At 37.2% G+C, this 18,436-nt stretch carries 15 protein-coding genes; 10 read left to right on the forward strand and 5 right to left on the reverse strand.

Going from position 1 to position 18,436, the window contains the following annotated elements; all coding sequences use genetic code 11:
* Positions 1-13: 13 nt before the first annotated feature.
* The 3 genes from ABID39_RS01895 to ABID39_RS01905 all read left to right on the forward strand — a co-directional run bounded on the left by ABID39_RS01895 (position 14) and on the right by ABID39_RS01905 (position 1,448).
* Positions 14-244, forward strand: coding sequence for a F0F1 ATP synthase subunit C (locus tag ABID39_RS01895; RefSeq protein ID WP_004855165.1), 231 nt, complete (start codon positions 14-16; stop codon positions 242-244).
* 131 nt (positions 245-375) lie between these two features.
* The gene (locus ABID39_RS01900) at positions 376-942 is read left to right on the forward strand and encodes a F0F1 ATP synthase subunit B (protein ID WP_354185490.1); all 567 of its coding nucleotides are present in this window, start codon (positions 376-378) and stop codon (positions 940-942) included.
* Positions 943-953: 11 nt separating this feature from the next.
* Complete coding sequence (locus ABID39_RS01905) at positions 954-1,448, forward strand: F0F1 ATP synthase subunit B (RefSeq protein ID WP_354185492.1); 495 nt, start codon at positions 954-956, stop codon at positions 1,446-1,448.
* Between the two features lie 1,249 nt (positions 1,449-2,697).
* Here ABID39_RS01905 and glyS read toward each other — a convergent pair.
* The 4 genes from glyS to ABID39_RS01925 form a co-directional block, all read right to left on the reverse strand.
* On the reverse strand, positions 2,698-4,914 hold the full coding sequence (gene glyS / locus ABID39_RS01910; RefSeq protein ID WP_354185494.1) for a glycine--tRNA ligase subunit beta: 2,217 nt from the start codon (positions 4,912-4,914) through the stop codon (positions 2,698-2,700).
* Entirely contained in the window at positions 4,914-5,858 is a 945-nt protein-coding gene (locus ABID39_RS01915) for a glycine--tRNA ligase subunit alpha (protein ID WP_354185496.1), read from the reverse strand. Before ABID39_RS01915 ends, glyS begins: the two co-directional genes overlap by 1 nt.
* Positions 5,859-5,959: 101 nt before the next feature.
* Positions 5,960-7,654, reverse strand: a complete 1,695-nt coding sequence (locus ABID39_RS01920) for a tetratricopeptide repeat protein (RefSeq protein ID WP_354185498.1) — start codon at positions 7,652-7,654, stop codon at positions 5,960-5,962.
* A 93-nt stretch (positions 7,655-7,747) separates the two neighbouring features.
* Positions 7,748-8,764 (reverse strand): polyprenyl synthetase family protein, encoded by a 1,017-nt coding sequence (locus tag ABID39_RS01925; RefSeq protein ID WP_354185500.1) that lies wholly within the window; start codon positions 8,762-8,764, stop codon positions 7,748-7,750.
* Between the two features lie 254 nt (positions 8,765-9,018).
* Between ABID39_RS01925 and ABID39_RS01930 the strand changes: the two genes are divergently transcribed.
* The 7 genes from ABID39_RS01930 to ABID39_RS01960 all read left to right on the forward strand — a co-directional run bounded on the left by ABID39_RS01930 (position 9,019) and on the right by ABID39_RS01960 (position 15,998).
* Positions 9,019-9,810, forward strand: a complete 792-nt coding sequence (locus ABID39_RS01930) for a tRNA1(Val) (adenine(37)-N6)-methyltransferase (protein ID WP_354185502.1) — start codon at positions 9,019-9,021, stop codon at positions 9,808-9,810.
* 193 nt (positions 9,811-10,003) lie between these two features.
* Positions 10,004-10,852 carry a S49 family peptidase gene (locus ABID39_RS01935; RefSeq protein ID WP_354185504.1) on the forward strand — a complete coding sequence of 283 codons (849 nt, stop codon included), beginning with the start codon at positions 10,004-10,006 and terminating at the stop codon, positions 10,850-10,852.
* Between the two features lie 243 nt (positions 10,853-11,095).
* On the forward strand, positions 11,096-12,004 hold the full coding sequence (locus ABID39_RS01940) for a 4-(cytidine 5'-diphospho)-2-C-methyl-D-erythritol kinase (protein WP_354185506.1): 909 nt from the start codon (positions 11,096-11,098) through the stop codon (positions 12,002-12,004).
* 286 nt (positions 12,005-12,290) lie between these two features.
* Entirely contained in the window at positions 12,291-12,950 is a 660-nt protein-coding gene (rnhB, locus tag ABID39_RS01945; RefSeq protein ID WP_435521298.1) for a ribonuclease HII, read from the forward strand.
* A complete protein-coding gene (locus ABID39_RS01950; protein WP_354185510.1) occupies positions 12,947-13,909 on the forward strand; it encodes an L-threonylcarbamoyladenylate synthase in 963 nt (320 codons plus the stop codon). The genes rnhB and ABID39_RS01950 overlap by 4 nt, the downstream gene beginning before the upstream one ends.
* A 2-nt stretch (positions 13,910-13,911) precedes the next feature.
* On the forward strand, positions 13,912-15,321 hold the full coding sequence (locus ABID39_RS01955) for an FAD-binding oxidoreductase (protein WP_354185513.1): 1,410 nt from the start codon (positions 13,912-13,914) through the stop codon (positions 15,319-15,321).
* Between the two features lie 149 nt (positions 15,322-15,470).
* Positions 15,471-15,998, forward strand: a complete 528-nt coding sequence (locus tag ABID39_RS01960; protein ID WP_354185515.1) for a DUF6101 family protein — start codon at positions 15,471-15,473, stop codon at positions 15,996-15,998.
* A 1,080-nt stretch (positions 15,999-17,078) separates the two neighbouring features.
* On the opposite strand, the gene purD is transcribed toward ABID39_RS01960, so the two are convergent.
* Entirely contained in the window at positions 17,079-18,353 is a 1,275-nt protein-coding gene (gene purD / locus ABID39_RS01965; RefSeq protein WP_354185517.1) for a phosphoribosylamine--glycine ligase, read from the reverse strand.
* Positions 18,354-18,436: the final 83 nt, after the last annotated feature.

The following is an 18,436-nucleotide window of genomic DNA, read 5'->3' on the forward strand; positions in this document are numbered from 1 at the left end:
AAAGGAGAATAATATGGAATTAGTGCTTGCAGCAAAGTATATTGGTGCTGGTCTTGCTTGTTTTGGTATGGCAGGAACGGCTTTAGGCCTTGGAAACATTTTTGGTAGTTACCTTTCGGGTGCATTACGTAATCCGTCAGCAGCCGATAGCCAGTTTGGTCGTCTTGTTTTTGGTTTTGCTGTGACAGAAGCTTTGGGTATTTTTTCATTGCTCGTTGCTTTGTTACTTCTTTTTGCGGTTTAATCAGCTTCAAAAGGGTATGGTGATTCTCTTATGAGAGGAAAGTATGCCCTTTTAGCTTTTAGCAGAGAGAGTTAGCCAATCATCATTGATTTTATAGGGGACCTTATTAAGTTGTTTGAAGGATGAAAGAGATGTTTATTTCTAGAGCTTATGCGCAGGCAACTGAGACTCCGGTAGGACATATAAAAGATGCGGTAGGGCATGCAGATCGTGTGTTCCCGCCTTTTGATTTTGTGCATTTTGGTTCGCATTTTTTTTGGTTAGCAATTTCTTTCGGGCTTTTTTATTTCTTTATTTCTCGAGTAATTGTACCGCGTATTGGTGGTGTTATTGAAACACGTAGAGATCGTATTGCATCTGATTTGGATCAGGCAATGCGTATGAAGCAGGAAGCAGATACTGTGGTTGAAATTTACGAGCGAAAATTGGCAGAAGCTCGCTCGCAGGCTCATATTATAGCGCAAGTGGCAAGTGAAGATTTAAAAGAAAAAGCTGAGCTTGAACGAAAGAAAATTGAAGAGAATTTAGAGAAAAAATTAACAGATGCTGAAAAGCAAATAACAAAAATTCGGGATAAAGCTATGCAAAATGTTGGTTCTATCGCTGAAGAAGTGGCTCTTGAAATTGTTAAAAAATTGATTGATGTCAATATCAGTAAAGAGGAAGTTCGTTTAGCTATTAAAGTTGCGGATTACTAAGGAATATAAGAATGACGGATACTTTTTGGGCTTTTGTCGGATTAGTTCTTTTTTTAGCTCTTTTGGTTTATTTCAAAGTTCCACAAATGGCTGTACAATATCTTGATGCGCGAGCGAAACGGATCAAGGATGAACTTGATGAGGCTCTTCGCCTTCGTGAAGAAGCGCAGGAAGTTTTGGCTGAATATCAGCGTAAACATGCAGAAGCAGAGAAAGATGCGCAAGAGATTATTGCGGCAGCTAAACATGAGGTTGCAGCTATTATCGCTGAGTCTCGTGTAAAAGCAGAAGAATATGTAAAGAATCGCAATAAATTAGCAGAGCAAAAAATTGCTCAGGCAGAAGCTGATGCAATACGGATGGTTTCTTCAACGGCTGTTGATTTGGCGGTTTCTACTGCTCGTACGCTTATTGCAAAAGAATTGGATTCTGATAAAGCGAATGAACTTGTTAAAGAGTCTCTTTGTGATGAGTCCCTTAACAAAATGAAAGCATATCTTAATTAATAGCATTTCGAGATGCTTAAGGAACGGATCTTTCAGTAGTGTAGTTTTTCTCCAAGATGGAGGAATTTTCTTTAGATGTTATTCTTTATAAGGAGGCATCTCTTAAGCTTGTCTTTCAGTGTTTTTTGTGAAAGCTATAATGAAAGATTCTACAGGGTGTTGCTATCTTAGCTTGAGGGTATAAGATTTCACCTTCATTTATTAATTATCTTAAAATATTAGGGCTGTTCTTATATTGAAATAGTTCATAAGAAGTGTGTTTGTACTTTTATTTAATATGTAAAACGATAATTTATTATTATAAATCAATATGCTATTGTTTAAAAAATACAAAAATTTTTAATTAATTCTTATAAATTTTATGATTCAATCGGACATTGATAAAAAATTTAGGATACTTGCTGAGGGACTAGCTCTATGGAGAAAACCATTTTACCCTTTAGAGGTGTCTTACAATTCTTGATTTGAGGATTATAATAATCCTAAAAAGTTTAAATAGTTTGGTACTTTTTACAGTAGTAGTAATACTAAAATGGAAACGGGAAGAATAGACAATATATCTGCTAATAAGGTCATTAACAAAGAAGATTTTTTTTGAAAATCAACATATTCCACACAAAAGAATATATAAAATATTTATTTTTATACTCTTTCAATAAATTAGAGTTCATTTCGCGCATACATAATTTAATCAAAAATAGGAAGACGATCGCAAATAACATAAACTGTAAGCGCATCATAACAATAATCTGATATGCAACCATATAATGTGTATGTAAAATACACACTTTATGTACATACGTAAGCATTTTTATAAGTGCTAGCAATTATATTATTATTCAATAAAAAATAGTTCTAGAAATCAATATTAGCATATCAATTTTTATATGATTTGTTTTCATACATACAATGATTATATCGACCATCAACATGACGAAATTTAGTTAAAATAGGTTTCTTGTATTTTCGAAAGATGTATGATTGTTATAAAATCATTCTGTTGTGAAATTTGGTTAATCTCTTGCTTATTGCATTTAGGAGTTTTTATTATAGGTTCTAAAGTAAATAGATTATTTAAAACTAAGAATATTAATTTATGCTGTTTTTTCATTATTTACGTTATGAATTTTATAGACGACTTAAAATTGTCTCATGCTTTAAGCTGGGGAACATAGTATTTTTTATATTCAATAATAAAAATACGAGAGAATAGAGAAATTCTATTTCTATTAGCTAATAAGAGCTAAGTTTAGATAATAAGTTTTGAAAAATCAGCGACTGTTTGTGTAAGGGCGTGAACGCGTTTGAGAAGAGCAAGGCGGTTAGAGCGAATATTGGCATCTTTGTCATTTACGAATACTTTTTCGAAAAATGCATCGATAAATTTTCCGAGTGGTGCTAGCGTGTCAAGTGCGTATGGTAGATTTGCTGTATTGATGTGATCACGAACCTTACTTTCTACCTCAATGATTGATAGATAGAGTTGTTTTTCTTCTGTTTCAATAAAGAGTTCAGGATTAATTTCGTTTTCTATTATTGTATTTTTTTGAAATTCATTTTCAAGAATGTTTACAATACGTTTTACAGCAGCTAAAAAACGGCTTCCATCACTTCTATTAATAAAAGAGATGACTGCTTCGACGCGGTGTGCAATTGATAAAAAATCATCAGAATTTTTGCTTAAGATTGCTTCAATAGCGTCATGACGAGCGCCTTCCTCTTTAAGGTAGATTTTTAAACGGTCATGAAAAAAAGATAGCAGATCTGATAAAATATGCTCTGTTTTTTCTGGAAGGAGATTCTGAGTATTTTCTATTTGAGATTCTTCACATTTATTTTTTTGTTGCAAGAGAAGATTTGTTGCCTGACGAAACAGTGGTATAAGATTGATCTGCCAATTATGCAAAAGTATAATCCTAATAACTCCCAATGCTGCTCGTCTTAATGCATAGGGGTCTTTTGAACCGGTTGGTTTTTCATGAATGAGCCAAAAACCAACAAGCATATCAATTTTATCAGCAAGTGCAACTGTTATGGCAAGAGGTTCTTTTGGAGTATGATCTGTTGGTCCTAGGGGCTTATAGTGATCTTCGATTGCTTCAGCCACGCGAGGATCTTCTCCTTGAAGAAGAGCATATTTTCGTCCTATTATCCCTTGTAGCTCAGGAAACTCTCCTACAACTTCTGTTTGTAAATCAGCTTTCGCAAGTACTGCGGCACGTTTAGCTAAGAGAGGATCTGCTTGAATGAGATGGGCAATTTTTTGTGCGAGTGTTGCGATACGTTCTACTCTTTCACCTTGAGTCCCTAATTTTGCATGAAAAGTTACGTTCAAATGATCAAGTCGTGCTATTCTTTGATCGAGAGGCTTCTTTAAATCAAGATCAAATTTTTTTACAGAAGATTCTAAGTTTTTGATATCGGGCAAATCACGTTGGTCTGTTTGCCAAAAATAGAGTGCATCGGAAAGACGAGCACAAACAACTTTACTATTTCCCTTAGAAATTTCTTTACCTTCATCGCTTGCAAGCATATTAGAAACGAGTACAAAATGATGAGAGAGCTTGATCTTTTCACTCTGTTTACAGGTTACAAAATATTTTTGATGTGTCCGAATGGTTAAGCGAATAATTTCAGGAGGGATATCAAGAAAAGATTGGTCAAAACTCCCCATAAGTACAACAGGCCATTCAACAAGTCCTGCAACTTCTTCTAAGAGAGCACTGTCTTGAACAAGTTCTAAACCGTTTGCAAAACAGAGATTTTGAGCATCAGCTAAAATAATATTTTTTCGCCTTTCGGCATCAAGAATGACTTTATGAGTTTCAAGTTTGGCAATATAGTCATCAAAGCGGCGGATTTGAAGTGGCTTTCCATCGCTTAAAAAGCGGTGACCATAGGTAATATTGTTGCTTGTAAGAGAACCAATAGTAAATGGAACAACTTGAGTTTCACCAATTTCTGGTCCAAAGATGCAGAGAATATTCTGCAAGGGGCGTATCCATTTTAGAGCTCCACTTTTGGCTGAATCTTTACCCCAACGCATAGATTTTGGCCATGGAAAGTTACGGATAATATCTGGTAAAATATCAGCAATAATTTCTTCTGCATTTCGGCCTTTTTTGATGGTTTTTGCGATATAAAAATCGCCTTTTTTCATATCATGTGCAATCTCTGCTTCAGAAATATCGCGCAATCCTGTTGAGCGTAAAAAACCATCAATCACATGTTGTGGTGATTTCGTACTAGGGCCTTTACGCTCTATATGAATATCTTTTGAATGTATAGAAAGACCGCGGATATCTAGTGTGAGACGACGGGGAGTCCAATATTCCCGAGCTGCTTTATATGTCAATCCTGCATTTACGAGTTGATTGGTAACAGATTTTTTGAGGTCTGCAGCAGCTTTTCGTTGCATACGCGCAGGGATTTCTTCACTGAAAAGTTCAAGAAGAAGATCAGACATTAGGCTTCTCCTTTAGGGTGCATTTGCCCAGCTTCTGTAAGCAAGAAAGCTTCTCCACAGCGGCGTGCGAGATCGCGAACGCGAAGAATATAACTTTGTCGTTCAGTTACAGAAATAACGCCACGCGCTTGCAAAAGATTAAAAATATGACTAGCTTTAATACATTGGTCATAGGCTGGAAAAACACACAGATGTGGGCCATTTTCTTTATTTGGTTTTCCAGCTTCAAGGAGTGCAATACATTCACGTTCTGCATCAATAAAATGTTGGTGTAGCAACTTGGTATCAGCAAATTCGAAATTATAGTATGAATATTCCTGTTCTGCTTGTAAAAAAATATCTCTATAACTTATCTTGTTTTCTCCATCTAAACCATTAAAGTTAAGATCATAAACATTATCAACACCTTGGATATACATTGCTAGGCGTTCAAGCCCGTAGGTAAGTTCTCCTGAAACTGGAGCACACTCAATGCCGCAAACCTGTTGAAAATAAGTAAATTGAGAAATTTCCATTCCATCGCACCAGCACTCCCATCCAAGTCCCCAAGCACCAAGGGTTGGACTTTCCCAGTCATCTTCAACAAAGCGAATATCATGAAGTTTTGTATCAAGTCCGATGGCTTGTAAAGACTTGATATAAAGTTCTTGTAAATTTGGAGGAGAGGGTTTGAGGAGAACTTGAAATTGATAATAGTGCTGTAAACGATTTGGATTTTTACCATATCGTCCATCAGTTGGGCGTCGAGAAGGTTGGACATAAGCCACTTTCCAAGGGCGAGGTCCTAGTGAACGCAGTGTTGTGGATGGATGAAAAGTTCCAGCTCCGACTTCCATATCGTAAGGCTGCAAAATTGCACACCCATAATGCGCCCAATAATTTTGCAAAGTTAAGATAAGTCCCTGAAAAGAATGTTTGGGATTGAGATGTTCAGGCAGTTTCACGCTTTATACTCTTTAAGGTTTGATCAATAAGCAGCAACTAAAGAAATTTTATCCTCTATACTTGTCTATTGTTTCGTGTGTTTATGGTCAAGCATTGTTATTTATCGCAAGCCAAATTTTAATTTTTTCTCTATACTTTTAGAGTCCTTTGCTTTTCCATCAATTGCATGATTCCACTGAAATATTGCTTCACGTTTGCGTCCAACTTGCCAATAAGCATCGCCTAAATGATCATTTAATGTTGGATCTCCAGGTTGAAGTTTGACGGCATTTTCTAGTATTTGAACAGCTTTATTATATTGTTTAAGCTTGTAATAATTCCATCCGAGAGAATCTAGAATGTAACTATTTTGCGGTTGTAGCGAAGAGGCTTTTTGTAGCATATGGAGCGATTCTTCAAGTTTTTGATTACGCTCAACAAGTGAATAGCCTAGATAATTAAGGACTTGTGGTTGATCAGGAAAAAAATCAAGTGCTTTTCGCAGGTCAACCTCAGCTTTTGTCCATTGATCTAAACGTTCGAAAGCGATACCGCGCTGATAAAAGAGTTTCCAATCATCGCGTTGAAAATTTTTAATCTGTGCAATAGCTTGATTCAGGGTTTGAGTGGCTTCGAAAAACTTTTTATCTTGCATATAAAAAGAGACAAGCGTTGTCAAAATGTAACGATCATAAGGAAATTTTTTCTTTAATGATGTAAGTAATTTGATAGCTTCATTGTAATTATTGTTATTTGCAAGAAGGAATGCAAGCTGAAGTTGTCCATCTTTATAATAAGGTGACTTCGGTGATAAGGCGTAATAAAGTTTAATTGCTTGGTGAGGAGCACCTAATTTGGCAGAAATATGTGCGAGTTGAAACAGTGTTGCATCATTTTGAGGATACAAAGCTAAAGATAATTGTTTGAAAATGCGTGCAATGCGTCCAGAGTTTTTGTGATCTAGAGTTGTTCCAAAGCCGTATAATACTTCGCCTACCCCCTGTTGAGGTGTTTTAACAAACCTTTCTAAGAAAGCACTTTTTTCGATTTTTTCTCGGACATTTTTGAGGACTTCTCGGCCTGACAACATTTGTTCGCCGTGCTTAATCGTTTGAATAGCTTGATTGCGCATGTTATGACGCAATTGGAATGAGGCGTATGCTAGGACAACACGTTCATAGGTATTGGGGGCCATAAGAGCTCCCTGCTTATTACTGAGTGCTTGAGTAAAATATTTTTTTGCATCTTTTGTACGGTTTGCTAGGTCATTCATAAGTGCGAGATGATAATGTATAAAAAGGTTATACCAGGCAGGTCCTTTGATCTTTTCAAGATTAGCGATTGCTTGAGATCTCTGTCCAGACCCGAATGTGATCCAAGCACCGATGAGTTCAATGACTGGATTATTGAGTTCAGGGGGAGCTTTTAATTGCAAAAGAAGCTTGGCATTTTTATAGTCTTTCGTAATGAGGCTTTCTATTGACAATGTGAGGGAAACAAAAGGGGTTATGATACCTTGTTTTTTTAGCTTTTTTGCTTGTTGAATAGCTTCTCTAAAGTTTCCGATGAAGAGCATAGCTTCAAGGAGATCTTTTTGTATTTCAATGTTATCAGGCTTATAAGTGAGTGCTTGTTTAAAATAATCGATGGCAAGATCTGTTTTGTTTTCATGATTCGCGGCCTTTCCAGCGAGATATGCACCTGTAAATGAGGTTGTATTTATCGCGGTATTTATTTTGCTGTAGGCAGCTGATGGCATCAGTATGATACCCGCGATAAAAAGAGTAAAAAAGCGGGATACCGTTGCACTGCACATAGAGCTAATCCTTTTCAAGATAATCAATTGACTGTATAGTTTATAAATCATATCCTATTACTTTATTGAAAAATATTGAATTTTTGCAAATTATCAATTTACACGCGCGATACAAAAATCAACAGTCTTGATAAGGGCATTGTGAGCAGGATTTTTATCCATTGTAGCAAGAGCATTGGTTGCACGTTGCCCATAAATGCGTGCTTGTTCTATAGTATCTGTAAGACTATCATATTTTTCTATTAAATGTTGTGCGTGAGCAAAAGCTTCCTCATTGTTATTACCATTTTCAAGAGCTTGTTTCCAGAATGCTTTTTCTACCGTATTACTACGTGCATATGCAAGGATAACCGGCATTGTGATTTTACCTTCCCTAAAATCATCCCCTATATTTTTCCCCAAATATTGAGTAGTACCACCATAGTCAAGTACATCATCAACCAATTGGAAAGCCAATCCTAGAAATGTTCCATATTCACGCAATGCAGAGCGTTCTTTATTTTTACGACCAGCAAGAATGGGGCCGATTTCAGCGGCAGCTGAAAACAGTGCTGCTGTTTTTGCGTTGATGACTTTGAGATAATCTGAAGTACTGGTTTCTATATTTTTTGCGGTAGAAAGTTGCATAACTTCTCCCTCAGCAATGATTGCAGCAGCATTTGCTAAGACAGAGAGTGCTTCTATAGAACCAACATCGACCATCATTTTAAAAGCTTGTCCCAAGAGAAAATCACCAACAAGTATGCTTGCTTGGTTTCCCCAAATCATTCGTGCAGTAGATTTTCCGTGTCGTAAATGACTCTCATCAATTACATCATCATGCAATAAGGTTGCTGTATGCATAAACTCAACAGCTGTTGCGAGTTGTATATGTCCATCACTTTGATAATCAAACATACGAGCGGAAGCTAATGTAATCATTGGGCGCAACCGTTTTCCACCTGATGAAATAAGATGGTTAGAAATTTCAGGGATCATCTCAACCTCTGATTTTGCCATAGAGAGAATCAACTGATTGACACGATCCATATCACTTTGTGTGAAACTGATGAGGGATTGAAGAGGCATTTGATTATGTCTTATTTGATCCGGTTTTGTGGCAGCATTCAATGTGGTTACTCCTGAAATTTTGCAATGGATAGAGACGAATTTTATTTTATCCAGTAGCATAAAGGGGGTTTTGTTTTGATACAAGCTTTTGATGCGGCTTTAAAGTGGAAGTTATTGTTGATATTGGCAAGGAATATTTTTAAAAGCTTGTGTAATGTGGTTGTTAGGAAATGATAAGAAAATTGCGAAAACTTTGTTTTAAGAACAATGAATAGGGAAAAGAGCAGTTTATCAAGATAAACATTAGGCTTTAAATGGATGAAATGACGAATCAGAATGATGAAACAATTGATAGTTTTCATCGTGGGAAGTTTTATTTGGTTCAGCCACGTAAACAGGGTCATCGTTCTGGTATGGATGCTATGTTATTAGCCAGTCTTGTTCCCAATAATTTAAAGGGAAAAGTTGTTGATCTAGGTGCAGGTGCAGGTGCGGCAGGGTTGGCAGTTGCTTCGCGTTGTCTAAAAGCTCATGTGACATTGGTTGAACGATCAGCTTTTATGGCATCTTACGCGCATAAAACACTCATGCTAAAACAAAATAAAAAGCTTGCTGAACGAATTTTTTTGCTGGAAGCAGATGTTACTTTGAAGGGTAAGGATCGTTTAAAAGCAGGGTTGGCGGATAACTCTTTTGATTTTGCAATTATGAATCCGCCTTTTAACAATCCTGCGGATCGCAAAACACCTGATAAACAAAAGTCTGAGGCGCATGTTATGCCTGAAGGGATGTTTGATCATTGGTTGCGGAGTGCAGCAGCAATCGTTAAGCCGGGCGGATATTTGGGGCTCATTGCACGTCCGCAATCGCTGAATGATATCTTACATGCTTTAGAAGGGCGCTTTGGTGGTATTTGTATCATACCAGTTCATGCACGCTCTACAACAGTGGCAATTCGTATTTTATTTTATGCAAGACGAGGAAGTAAAGCGGCTTTATCCGTATTACCGGCATTGGTTATGCATGAGAGTGATGGTCATGCTTTTTCACCGAGGATTGATGCCATCAATAATGGATGTATAAGCTTTTGGGAATCTTTAAAGTGATGTTTTATATTTTCCAGTTTATTATTAAAACTCAGAATAAAATTTTGTTTCTTAAGGAAGGAGTGTAATTTTGTCTGAAATTTTATTTTTGATTGTAATATGGGGGTTGATTGATGGTTTTGGATGTTATAGCGTTTTGCCTTTCTGTTGCTCTTGCTTATTTGAGTTATTTTAATAAGGAGATTTCGTTTTGATGAACGTTATCAAAAATCTTATTCCAAGTCGTTTTTATTCCAATAAACTTGAAATTCCTGTTGTACGCCTTCATGGAACAATTATGGCTTCGGCTTCGCCGGTAGCGTGTACGCTTTCATTAGCTAAATGTGCAAATCTTTTGGAAAAGGCTTTTGCGTACAAAAAAGCACCGGCTGTGGCGCTTATTGTCAATTCTCCTGGTGGTTCACCTGTGCAATCTCATCTTATCTTTAAGCGTATTCGTGATTTGGCAAAAGAAAAAAATAAACAGGTTTTTGTGTTTATTGAAGATGTAGCCGCGTCTGGTGGCTATATGATCGCTTGTGCTGGGGATGAGATTTTTGCTGATCCTTCTTCAATTGTTGGTTCTATAGGAGTTGTTTCAGCATCCTTTGGATTTCCGGAGCTTTTGAAGAAAATTGGTGTTGAGCGGCGTGTTTACACAGCAGGAAAAAACAAGGCTACATTAGATCCATTTCAGCCTGAAAAGAAGGCAGATGTTGAGCATTTGAAATCTCTACAGCTGGGAGTCCACCAAACTTTTATTGATTTAGTTAAAGAGCGTCGTGCAGCAAAATTATCAGATGACTCGGATATTTTTACAGGAATGTTTTGGAGTGGAAAGAAAGGTGTTGAACTTGGTCTTATCGATGGATTGAGTGATGTGTTCTCTGTTCTGAAGGAACGGTTTGGGGAGGATATAAAGCTTCGATTAATTGCACCTTCAAAAGGTCTTTTAGGACCTAAAGTTCCTTCAGGAGTTACTGCTCAGGCGGTTTATACGGCAGTTGATAGTGCATTTATGGTAGCAGAAGAGCGTTCACTTTGGCGACGTTATGGTTTGTGATTGATCGTATAGTTTGATAGATATTCAATAGAGTGGATAATTTTATCTAAAAACTGTTGTGAGAAGGAAAAAGCTTAAAATGATACGGATGGTTGCATTCAGTTTATTGTGTATGATAGCTCTCTATGCTCATTGTGTGTTTAGGAAAAGATTACAAGATATGTATCATCCAAAAGCTAAGAAACATATGGGCAAAAGGAGCACATTAATAAAAGATCCCTGTACAGGTGAATATTACGTCAGATGACCTCAGAAGTACAAGCTTCATTCAAAGAGCATTCTCGCGTATTTACACCTGTTAAGTTAAATTTAGCTTTGCACGTTGTAGGGCAGTGTGCGGATGATTATCATTTAATAGAAAGTTTAGTATATTTTAGTCTCAGCGGTGATTGTCTAAGCTATGCGCCTTGTGAACGTGACCATTTTATTTTAACGGGTCCATTTTCGAAAGGGTTTGTTTCTGACACAAACAATTTGGTTATTCATGCACGTGATTTTATGCAAAAGTCATTTCCTAAAAGTGCTAAGCCTGCTTTCTTTCAACTTGTTAAGACATTGCCTATCGCTTCAGGTATTGGTGGTGGTTCAGGTGATGCTGCTGCTGTTTTGAGTATATTGCGTCGACAGTGGGATATTGATTGTTCTTGCGAGACATTAGCGAAGATGAGCTTGGTGCTTGGAGCTGATGTGCCGATGTGTCTTTTTGCATTGGAATATCAGCAGCCGCTTTTGGTGAAAGGAATTGGTCAAGATATGATACGACTAAAAGAGGCTTGTTCTCTTGCGATAGTATTGGTGAATCATGGACAACAGATTGAAACAAGAGCTGTTTTTAAGGCTTTGGAGAAGCGTGATCATCCTTCTTTAAAAATTGATACGGCAGCGTTGAAGACGGTTGATTCTTTGGTGGAAGCTTTAAAAGAAACGCGGAATGATCTCTTTGCTCCCGCATTAAAAATTGCACCTCAATTAACTGAAGTCTTATCTACATTAGATGAATGTGGTTCTCTTTTTTCCCGTATGTCTGGGACAGGAGCGACTTGTTTTGGTATTTTTAAAGATCAACAAGCAGCGAGAGAGGCGGCTCTTTTTATTAAATCAATGCATCCAAGTTGGTTTGTAAAGCCTCTTATGACTTTAGGAAAGATTTGATAAAGAAACATATAAAGTATAAAATTCTATTTGATAACAATTCTATCATGTGCAATGGAGATATTAAAGGATACTATTAGGTGTTTTCTGTATTTTTTAGATCAAATGCACACATACAAGGATAACATTTTAGCAGAGAAAAAAGATAGCAGTGCGAAATACTCTATAACTTGGTTCTTTTGTTTTTGTGCTTGTGCAAAAATTCACTAGAATTTTAATAGGTTATTTTTATGATAGGGTTTGCAGGGAAGAGACGGTCAGAGAAATTAAGTGTATTTTTCATTGTATGTGCGATTTATCAAAAATGTTTAATTTATCACTTCAGCCAGATTTTGCATGTGAATTGGATTTACAGAAACAAGGTTTTTTAAATATAGCGGGTGTTGATGAAGTAGGACGTGGGCCTCTTGCTGGACCTGTTGTCACAGCAGCCGTTATTTTGGATAAAGATCGTATCCCTGAAGGGCTGAACGATTCAAAAAAACTCTCAATCCAACGACGTAATGAACTTTATGGTGAAATTTTGCGAAGTGCATTAGCAATTTCGCTTGCTAGTCTTTGTGCGCGTACGATCGATCAGTCTAATATTAGAAAAGCAACTTTAGAAGCAATGTGTCGCTGTATTACAGGACTGGCAATTCCAGCTCACTATGTATTGGTTGATGGACGTGATATTCCTTTTGGGCTATCATGTCCGGCAACTGCTTTGATTAAAGGTGATCAACGTTCGGTTTCAATTGCGGCAGCATCTATTATTGCCAAAGTAACGCGGGATCGAATGATGGAATGTGCTGGGCAGGTTTATAAAGATTATGGCTTAGAAAAGCATGTAGGTTATGCAACGTTAGCACACCGTATCGCTCTTGATAAATACGGGCCAGTTGTAGGATTACATCGTTATAGTTTTGCACCACTCAAAGAGCACTATAGGGATGATTTATCATGACAATTCTTCCTTTCAAAAGTGCTTCGATAAGAGAGGCAATCGCACTTCTTGAACAGGGGAAGTTAGTAGCACTGCCGACAGAAACCGTTTACGGTTTGGCGGGTGATGCAACCAATGGGAAAGCCGTATCCTCTATTTTCTCTACAAAGAGGCGTCCTCAATTTAATCCTCTTATTGTGCATGTAAGCAGCATCATTATGGCGGAACGCTACGTTGAAATTGATTCTCTTTCATACCGATTAATGGAGGCATTTTGGCCAGGCCCCTTGACATTTATTCTCCCTTTAAAGGAACAGCATAATATCCATCCTTTAACCACTTCTGGTTTGAATACGTTAGCTGTCCGTTTTCCCAATAGTTGTTTTGCAGAGGTTGTACAATGTTTTGGTCGACCTCTTGCTGCTCCTAGTGCAAATCAATCGGGACGTCTTAGTCCTACTTCGGCTGAAGCTGTTTTGGAATCTTTAGGAACGTCTGTTCCTTTGATACTTGATGGAGGACCTTGTAAAATAGGGCTTGAATCAACGATTATCAAAGTTTGTGGTAGGAATATTTATCTTTTGCGTCCTGGCGGGCTTGCGGCTGAAGAAATTGAAAAGGTTGCAGAACAATCTCTGAAACGGATAGATCAGAGGGCTGCAATTGAAGCACCAGGTATGTTAAAATCGCATTATGCACCTAATGCTGCACTTCGTTTGAATGTACAAAAAGTGGAAAGTGGTGAAGCACTTTTAGCCTTTGGGAAAAAACGCATTACAGGGATTGAAAATGCTATTTCTGTTTTAAATCTCAGTGAGAATGGACAGTTAGAAGAGGCTGCTTCTCGCTTATTTCAATATATGAGGCAATTGGATTCATTGAACGTCAGATCTATCGCAGTAGAACCTATTCCTCAATATGGATTGGGAGAGGCTATTAATGATCGTCTCATACGTGCGGCAGCTCCAAAGGAGGAATGACGATGGAGCAGGAATTAATTGAAAGTTTTAGAAAAATTGTTGGTACGGCGTACGCTATAACAGATCAGGCATTGATTGCACCTTATTTGCTTGAAGAACGTGGACAGTTTCATGGAAGAACACCATTACTTTTACAACCATCTTCTACTGAACAGATATCGTCAATTATGCGGTTAGCAAGTCAAACACGCACACCAATTGTACCACAGGGAGGGAATACAGGTCTTGTAGGTGGTCAACAGCCAGATGAGAGTGGAAATGCCGTTCTTTTATCCACTAAACGATTGAACAAAATTAGATGCATGAATCTTGAGGGTAATTTTGCTGTTGTGGAGGCTGGTGTTATTTTGAAAGATTTACAGAAAAAAGCAGATGAATCAGATCGTCTTTTCCCTCTTTCTTTGGCTTCAGAGGGTTCTTGTCAGATAGGAGGAAATCTTTCATCTAACGCTGGAGGGACAGCGGTTTTATCTTATGGTAATATGCGGGAGCTTTGTCTTGGTTTGGAAGTTGTTTTGCCTGATGGGCGTATTTTAGATGATTTACGTTTTGTAAAAAAAGATAATAGCGGTTACGATTTGAAAAATCTTTTTATTGGTGCTGAAGGCACTTTAGGAGTCATAACAGCAGCAGTTTTAAAGCTTTTTCCAAAGGTTAAAGGAAAAGCAGTTGCTTTGGTCGGTTTATGTAGTCCAGCTAAGGCTCTGGAATTTTTTTCTATTGCTCAATGCCATGGAGGTGGAAAATTGACGGGCTTTGAGCTCATGGGACAACTTAGCTTGAAAATGGCTTTAGACTATAAGAAGTGTGAAAGGTCTCCTCTTGAACAGCAGCATGAATGGTATGTACTAATTGATATTTCATCATTACAGGATGAGGATGATGCGTTATCAGTGCTTAGTATTATTCTGGAAAAATCTTTAAAGGAAGCTGTGATAGAAGATGCAGTTGTTGCGCAATCCTTAAAGCAGCAAGATTTTTTTTGGCAATTGCGTGAAAGTATATCACCTGCACAGAAGCTAGCAGGAGGGTCTATTAAACATGATATTGCAGTGCCCATTGCTTCTATTCCTAATTTTATTGCTGAAGCAGCACATATTGTTGAAGATATTATTCCAGGTGCGCGGATAGTTTGCTTTGGTCATATGGGAGATGGAAATTTACACTACAACATTACGCAGCCTATCGGAGCTGATTCGTCTGTATTTTTGCAGTTATGGTCACGAATCAGTCGTAGCATTCATCGTTTAGTGATGCATTATCAAGGTGCATTTTCCGCTGAGCATGGAATCGGTCAACTGAAACGTGAGGAACTTCACACTTTCAAATCAGCTGTGGCATTGGATATTATGCAAGAGATTAAGAAAATATTCGATCCTTTAGGGATTATGAATCCTGGAAAAATATTATAATTCAACAGAGATGAATTTTGTCATGTATTTTTGTTTAGATTTCAATAACCAAAAAAGAAACCAGTTGTTTTTTATTCAATCTTTTAATAATTCGATGAGGAAAAGCTGTTAAAGGGTGTAGAGATTAAAAATAAATTGGGACACTGTGTATGGCTAATCAATGCTTTAATCAGGCAAAAGCGGTGCTTGAGTTTCGGTTAAATCCGTGTCATTTGCCACAAACAACAACATATTTTTCATCAAAAACGGGCAATAAAATAGTGTGTTCGTTAAGTGAGCGTGGTGTTTTTTTTAAAACAGATACGCTCTCAAGCTTATCACGTTTAATGCCATCTTATCATTTCAGAGGAATTGTAGCACGTACTGTAAAGACGCATTCAGGAGAGAGAGCTGTTGCGTTAGAGTTGCTTCATGAAGATGAGGAAGCTTGCATTCCGCTTTTAGTTTCTAGAGATTTGAATAATGTGCTTCTGGATTGGAGATTATGGGCGGATATTTATAACCTTCCTATGCTTATGATCAATGAAGACAATCGTATTATAGTTGTCAAAGATCGTTCTGATTTACGTCAATTTTTTTCCACGACATCACATTCTAAACAAAAGCGCTTTTTGCTTCGTTACAGAAGTCCATTGGGTTTGCGTTTGGTGATCACGAATCGGGTTGCACTACAGTAGTATGAGTGTGCGTTCATTTCTTGTGCGGACGGATGTATTTATTTCTACGGTACTCTGCATTTATTGATTGTGGGTAAGAATTTTATCTAACTGCATATGTTTCCAGTAGGATTTAATTGCGTGAGATACTTTTCTTATTATGATGATAAATAATTCGAATAGTTACTTTGTCTAAGGGAGTTAATCTTCCATCTTTAATGGCAATAGGAACAGCTTGTAGATGAAATGAGTCTTTGATTTATAGCATTATTCAAGTGTGTGGAGAGCACAATAGGAGAGATTTATAGTATTCTTCTATAAAGATAAGATGTTGATTTACAAATATAATTCATTTTTTTATCATGTCGATAAAAACTTGAGTATCGTGAGCATCTTTCATTTTAAATTCTTTTTGTGATGAATCATAAAAACTTTGCCTTTCATAAGTGAGATTAGCTGGTAGGAAAAAATATTGCAGAAAAGAACAAAAATACTTTTTATGACCCATATCAATGCAAGAGATGTCATAGTATTTTGAGCTGGAGAATAAAATGGTGGTGCTAGCTTGTGTTTTTGTATGAGTAAAAATGCGGGTGTGCAATAGATTTTTCGTATCGTCTTCACAGGTTCTTACGAAGTAGGACATTTAAAAAAAGAGAGATATTTCTTTTAAAGAAAATACGTGAAGGAGCAATATAAAGGCATTCTTTTTTGCGTGAAGGGATAATTCGTTAAGGATGTAATAATAATGAAGCCGGTAAAAATATGCTCTTTATTTTCAAATTTGGGTAAAGCAAGAGTTTATTTGTCAGAAGTGATAAGCAGATACGTTTTTAATAAATAGATTCATAAAATCATCAGATAACTGCGATCACAATTTTATATTTATAAAACTTTCTTGTTTTTTAGATGGATATAAAAAGCGCGTCTATAGTATTTTGTTTTTCAAAGAAAATTTAATATTCAAAATCATGAGTCACAGAAAATTTACATAAAACAATGAGCATATTCACGTATTCCACCGTTATGCTGCATCAACAATGACATTTATAATAATATTTATGTTGTATCAATAATGATCATTAAAAACGCTTCAAAGAATTAGCTTTCTCGTGCGATGGCACGCCATCCAATATCGCGACGAACAAAACCTTCTGGCCAATCAACACAATCGACAGCTTCATAAGCGCGTTTTTGAGCATGTATCACAGTATCTCCTGTTGCGGTTATATTTAAAACACGTCCACCATTCGCAATGAGTTTTCCATTACATAAAGTTGTCCCTGCTTGAAAGACTTTCACCTCAGGGAGAGTATTGACCTTATCAAGGTTGCGGATAATAGTCCCTTTTTGGGGAGAACTTGGGTAACCTTTAGCAGCCATAACGACAGTTAAAGAAGTTTTTTCAGACCATTGAAGTTTTCTTTGTTCAAGTTTTCCTTGAGCTGCAGCAAGAAGAAGTGGAAGAATGTCCTCTTGTAGGCGCATCATTAAAACTTGACATTCAGGATCACCGAATCGCACGTTAAATTCAATGAGTTCAGGACCTTTTTGTGTTATCATTAATCCGACGAAAAGAATGCCTTTAAAGGGGGCTCCCATTGCGCTCATACTGTGTAATGCTGGTTCAACAATTTCTTTGAGGGTACGATGAATCATTTCTTCAGTCATGACGGGCGCTGGTGAGTAGGCTCCCATGCCGCCGGTATTGGCCCCAGTATCACCATCACCCACACGTTTGTGATCTTGTGCTGATCCAAAGGGAAGAGCGATTTTGCCATCACAAAGGCAAAAGAAGCTTGCTTCTTCACCTTCAAGAAAAGATTCTACAACAATTTTTTTCCCTGCGTCACCAAATGCATTTTCAAAACAGTTATCAACAGCATCGAATGCTTCTTCCATTGTTGTTGCAACAGTAACACCTTTACCAGCCGCTAAGCCGTCGGCTTTAATAACAATGGGAACACTTTGTTGACGAATGTAGGCTTTGGCTTTTATAGCATCATTAAAGCATCGGTAAGTTCCAGTAGGAATATTACTCTTGTAACATAGATCTTTTGTGAAAGCTTTTGAACCTTCTAGTTGAGCAGCTTTTTGAGTTGGTCCAAAGACACAGATATCAGCCTTATTAAGCGAGTCTGTTATACCTGCGACAAGTGGTGCTTCTGGTCCGATAACCACCAAGTCTATAGAATGTGTTTTACAAAATTCAATGATAAGAGGATGGTCATCAATGTTCAAATCGACATTTTCACCAAATTCCACTGTTGCAGGATTTCCAGGAGCACAATATAATTTTGTTAGCAGTGGTGATGCTGCTATTTTCCATGCTAAAGCATGTTCTCGTCCGCCTGAGCCGATAAGAAGGATGTTCATTGTTTGCTCCTATCATAGAAGATAATTAAATGTATTTTCTTGTCATAAGAATGAAATGCCTATATCGCAAGACTAAAGGTAAA

Origin of the sequence: Bartonella japonica, assembly GCF_040545385.1 — a bacterium.
In the GTDB taxonomy this organism is placed as follows: domain Bacteria; phylum Pseudomonadota; class Alphaproteobacteria; order Rhizobiales; family Rhizobiaceae; genus Bartonella; species Bartonella japonica.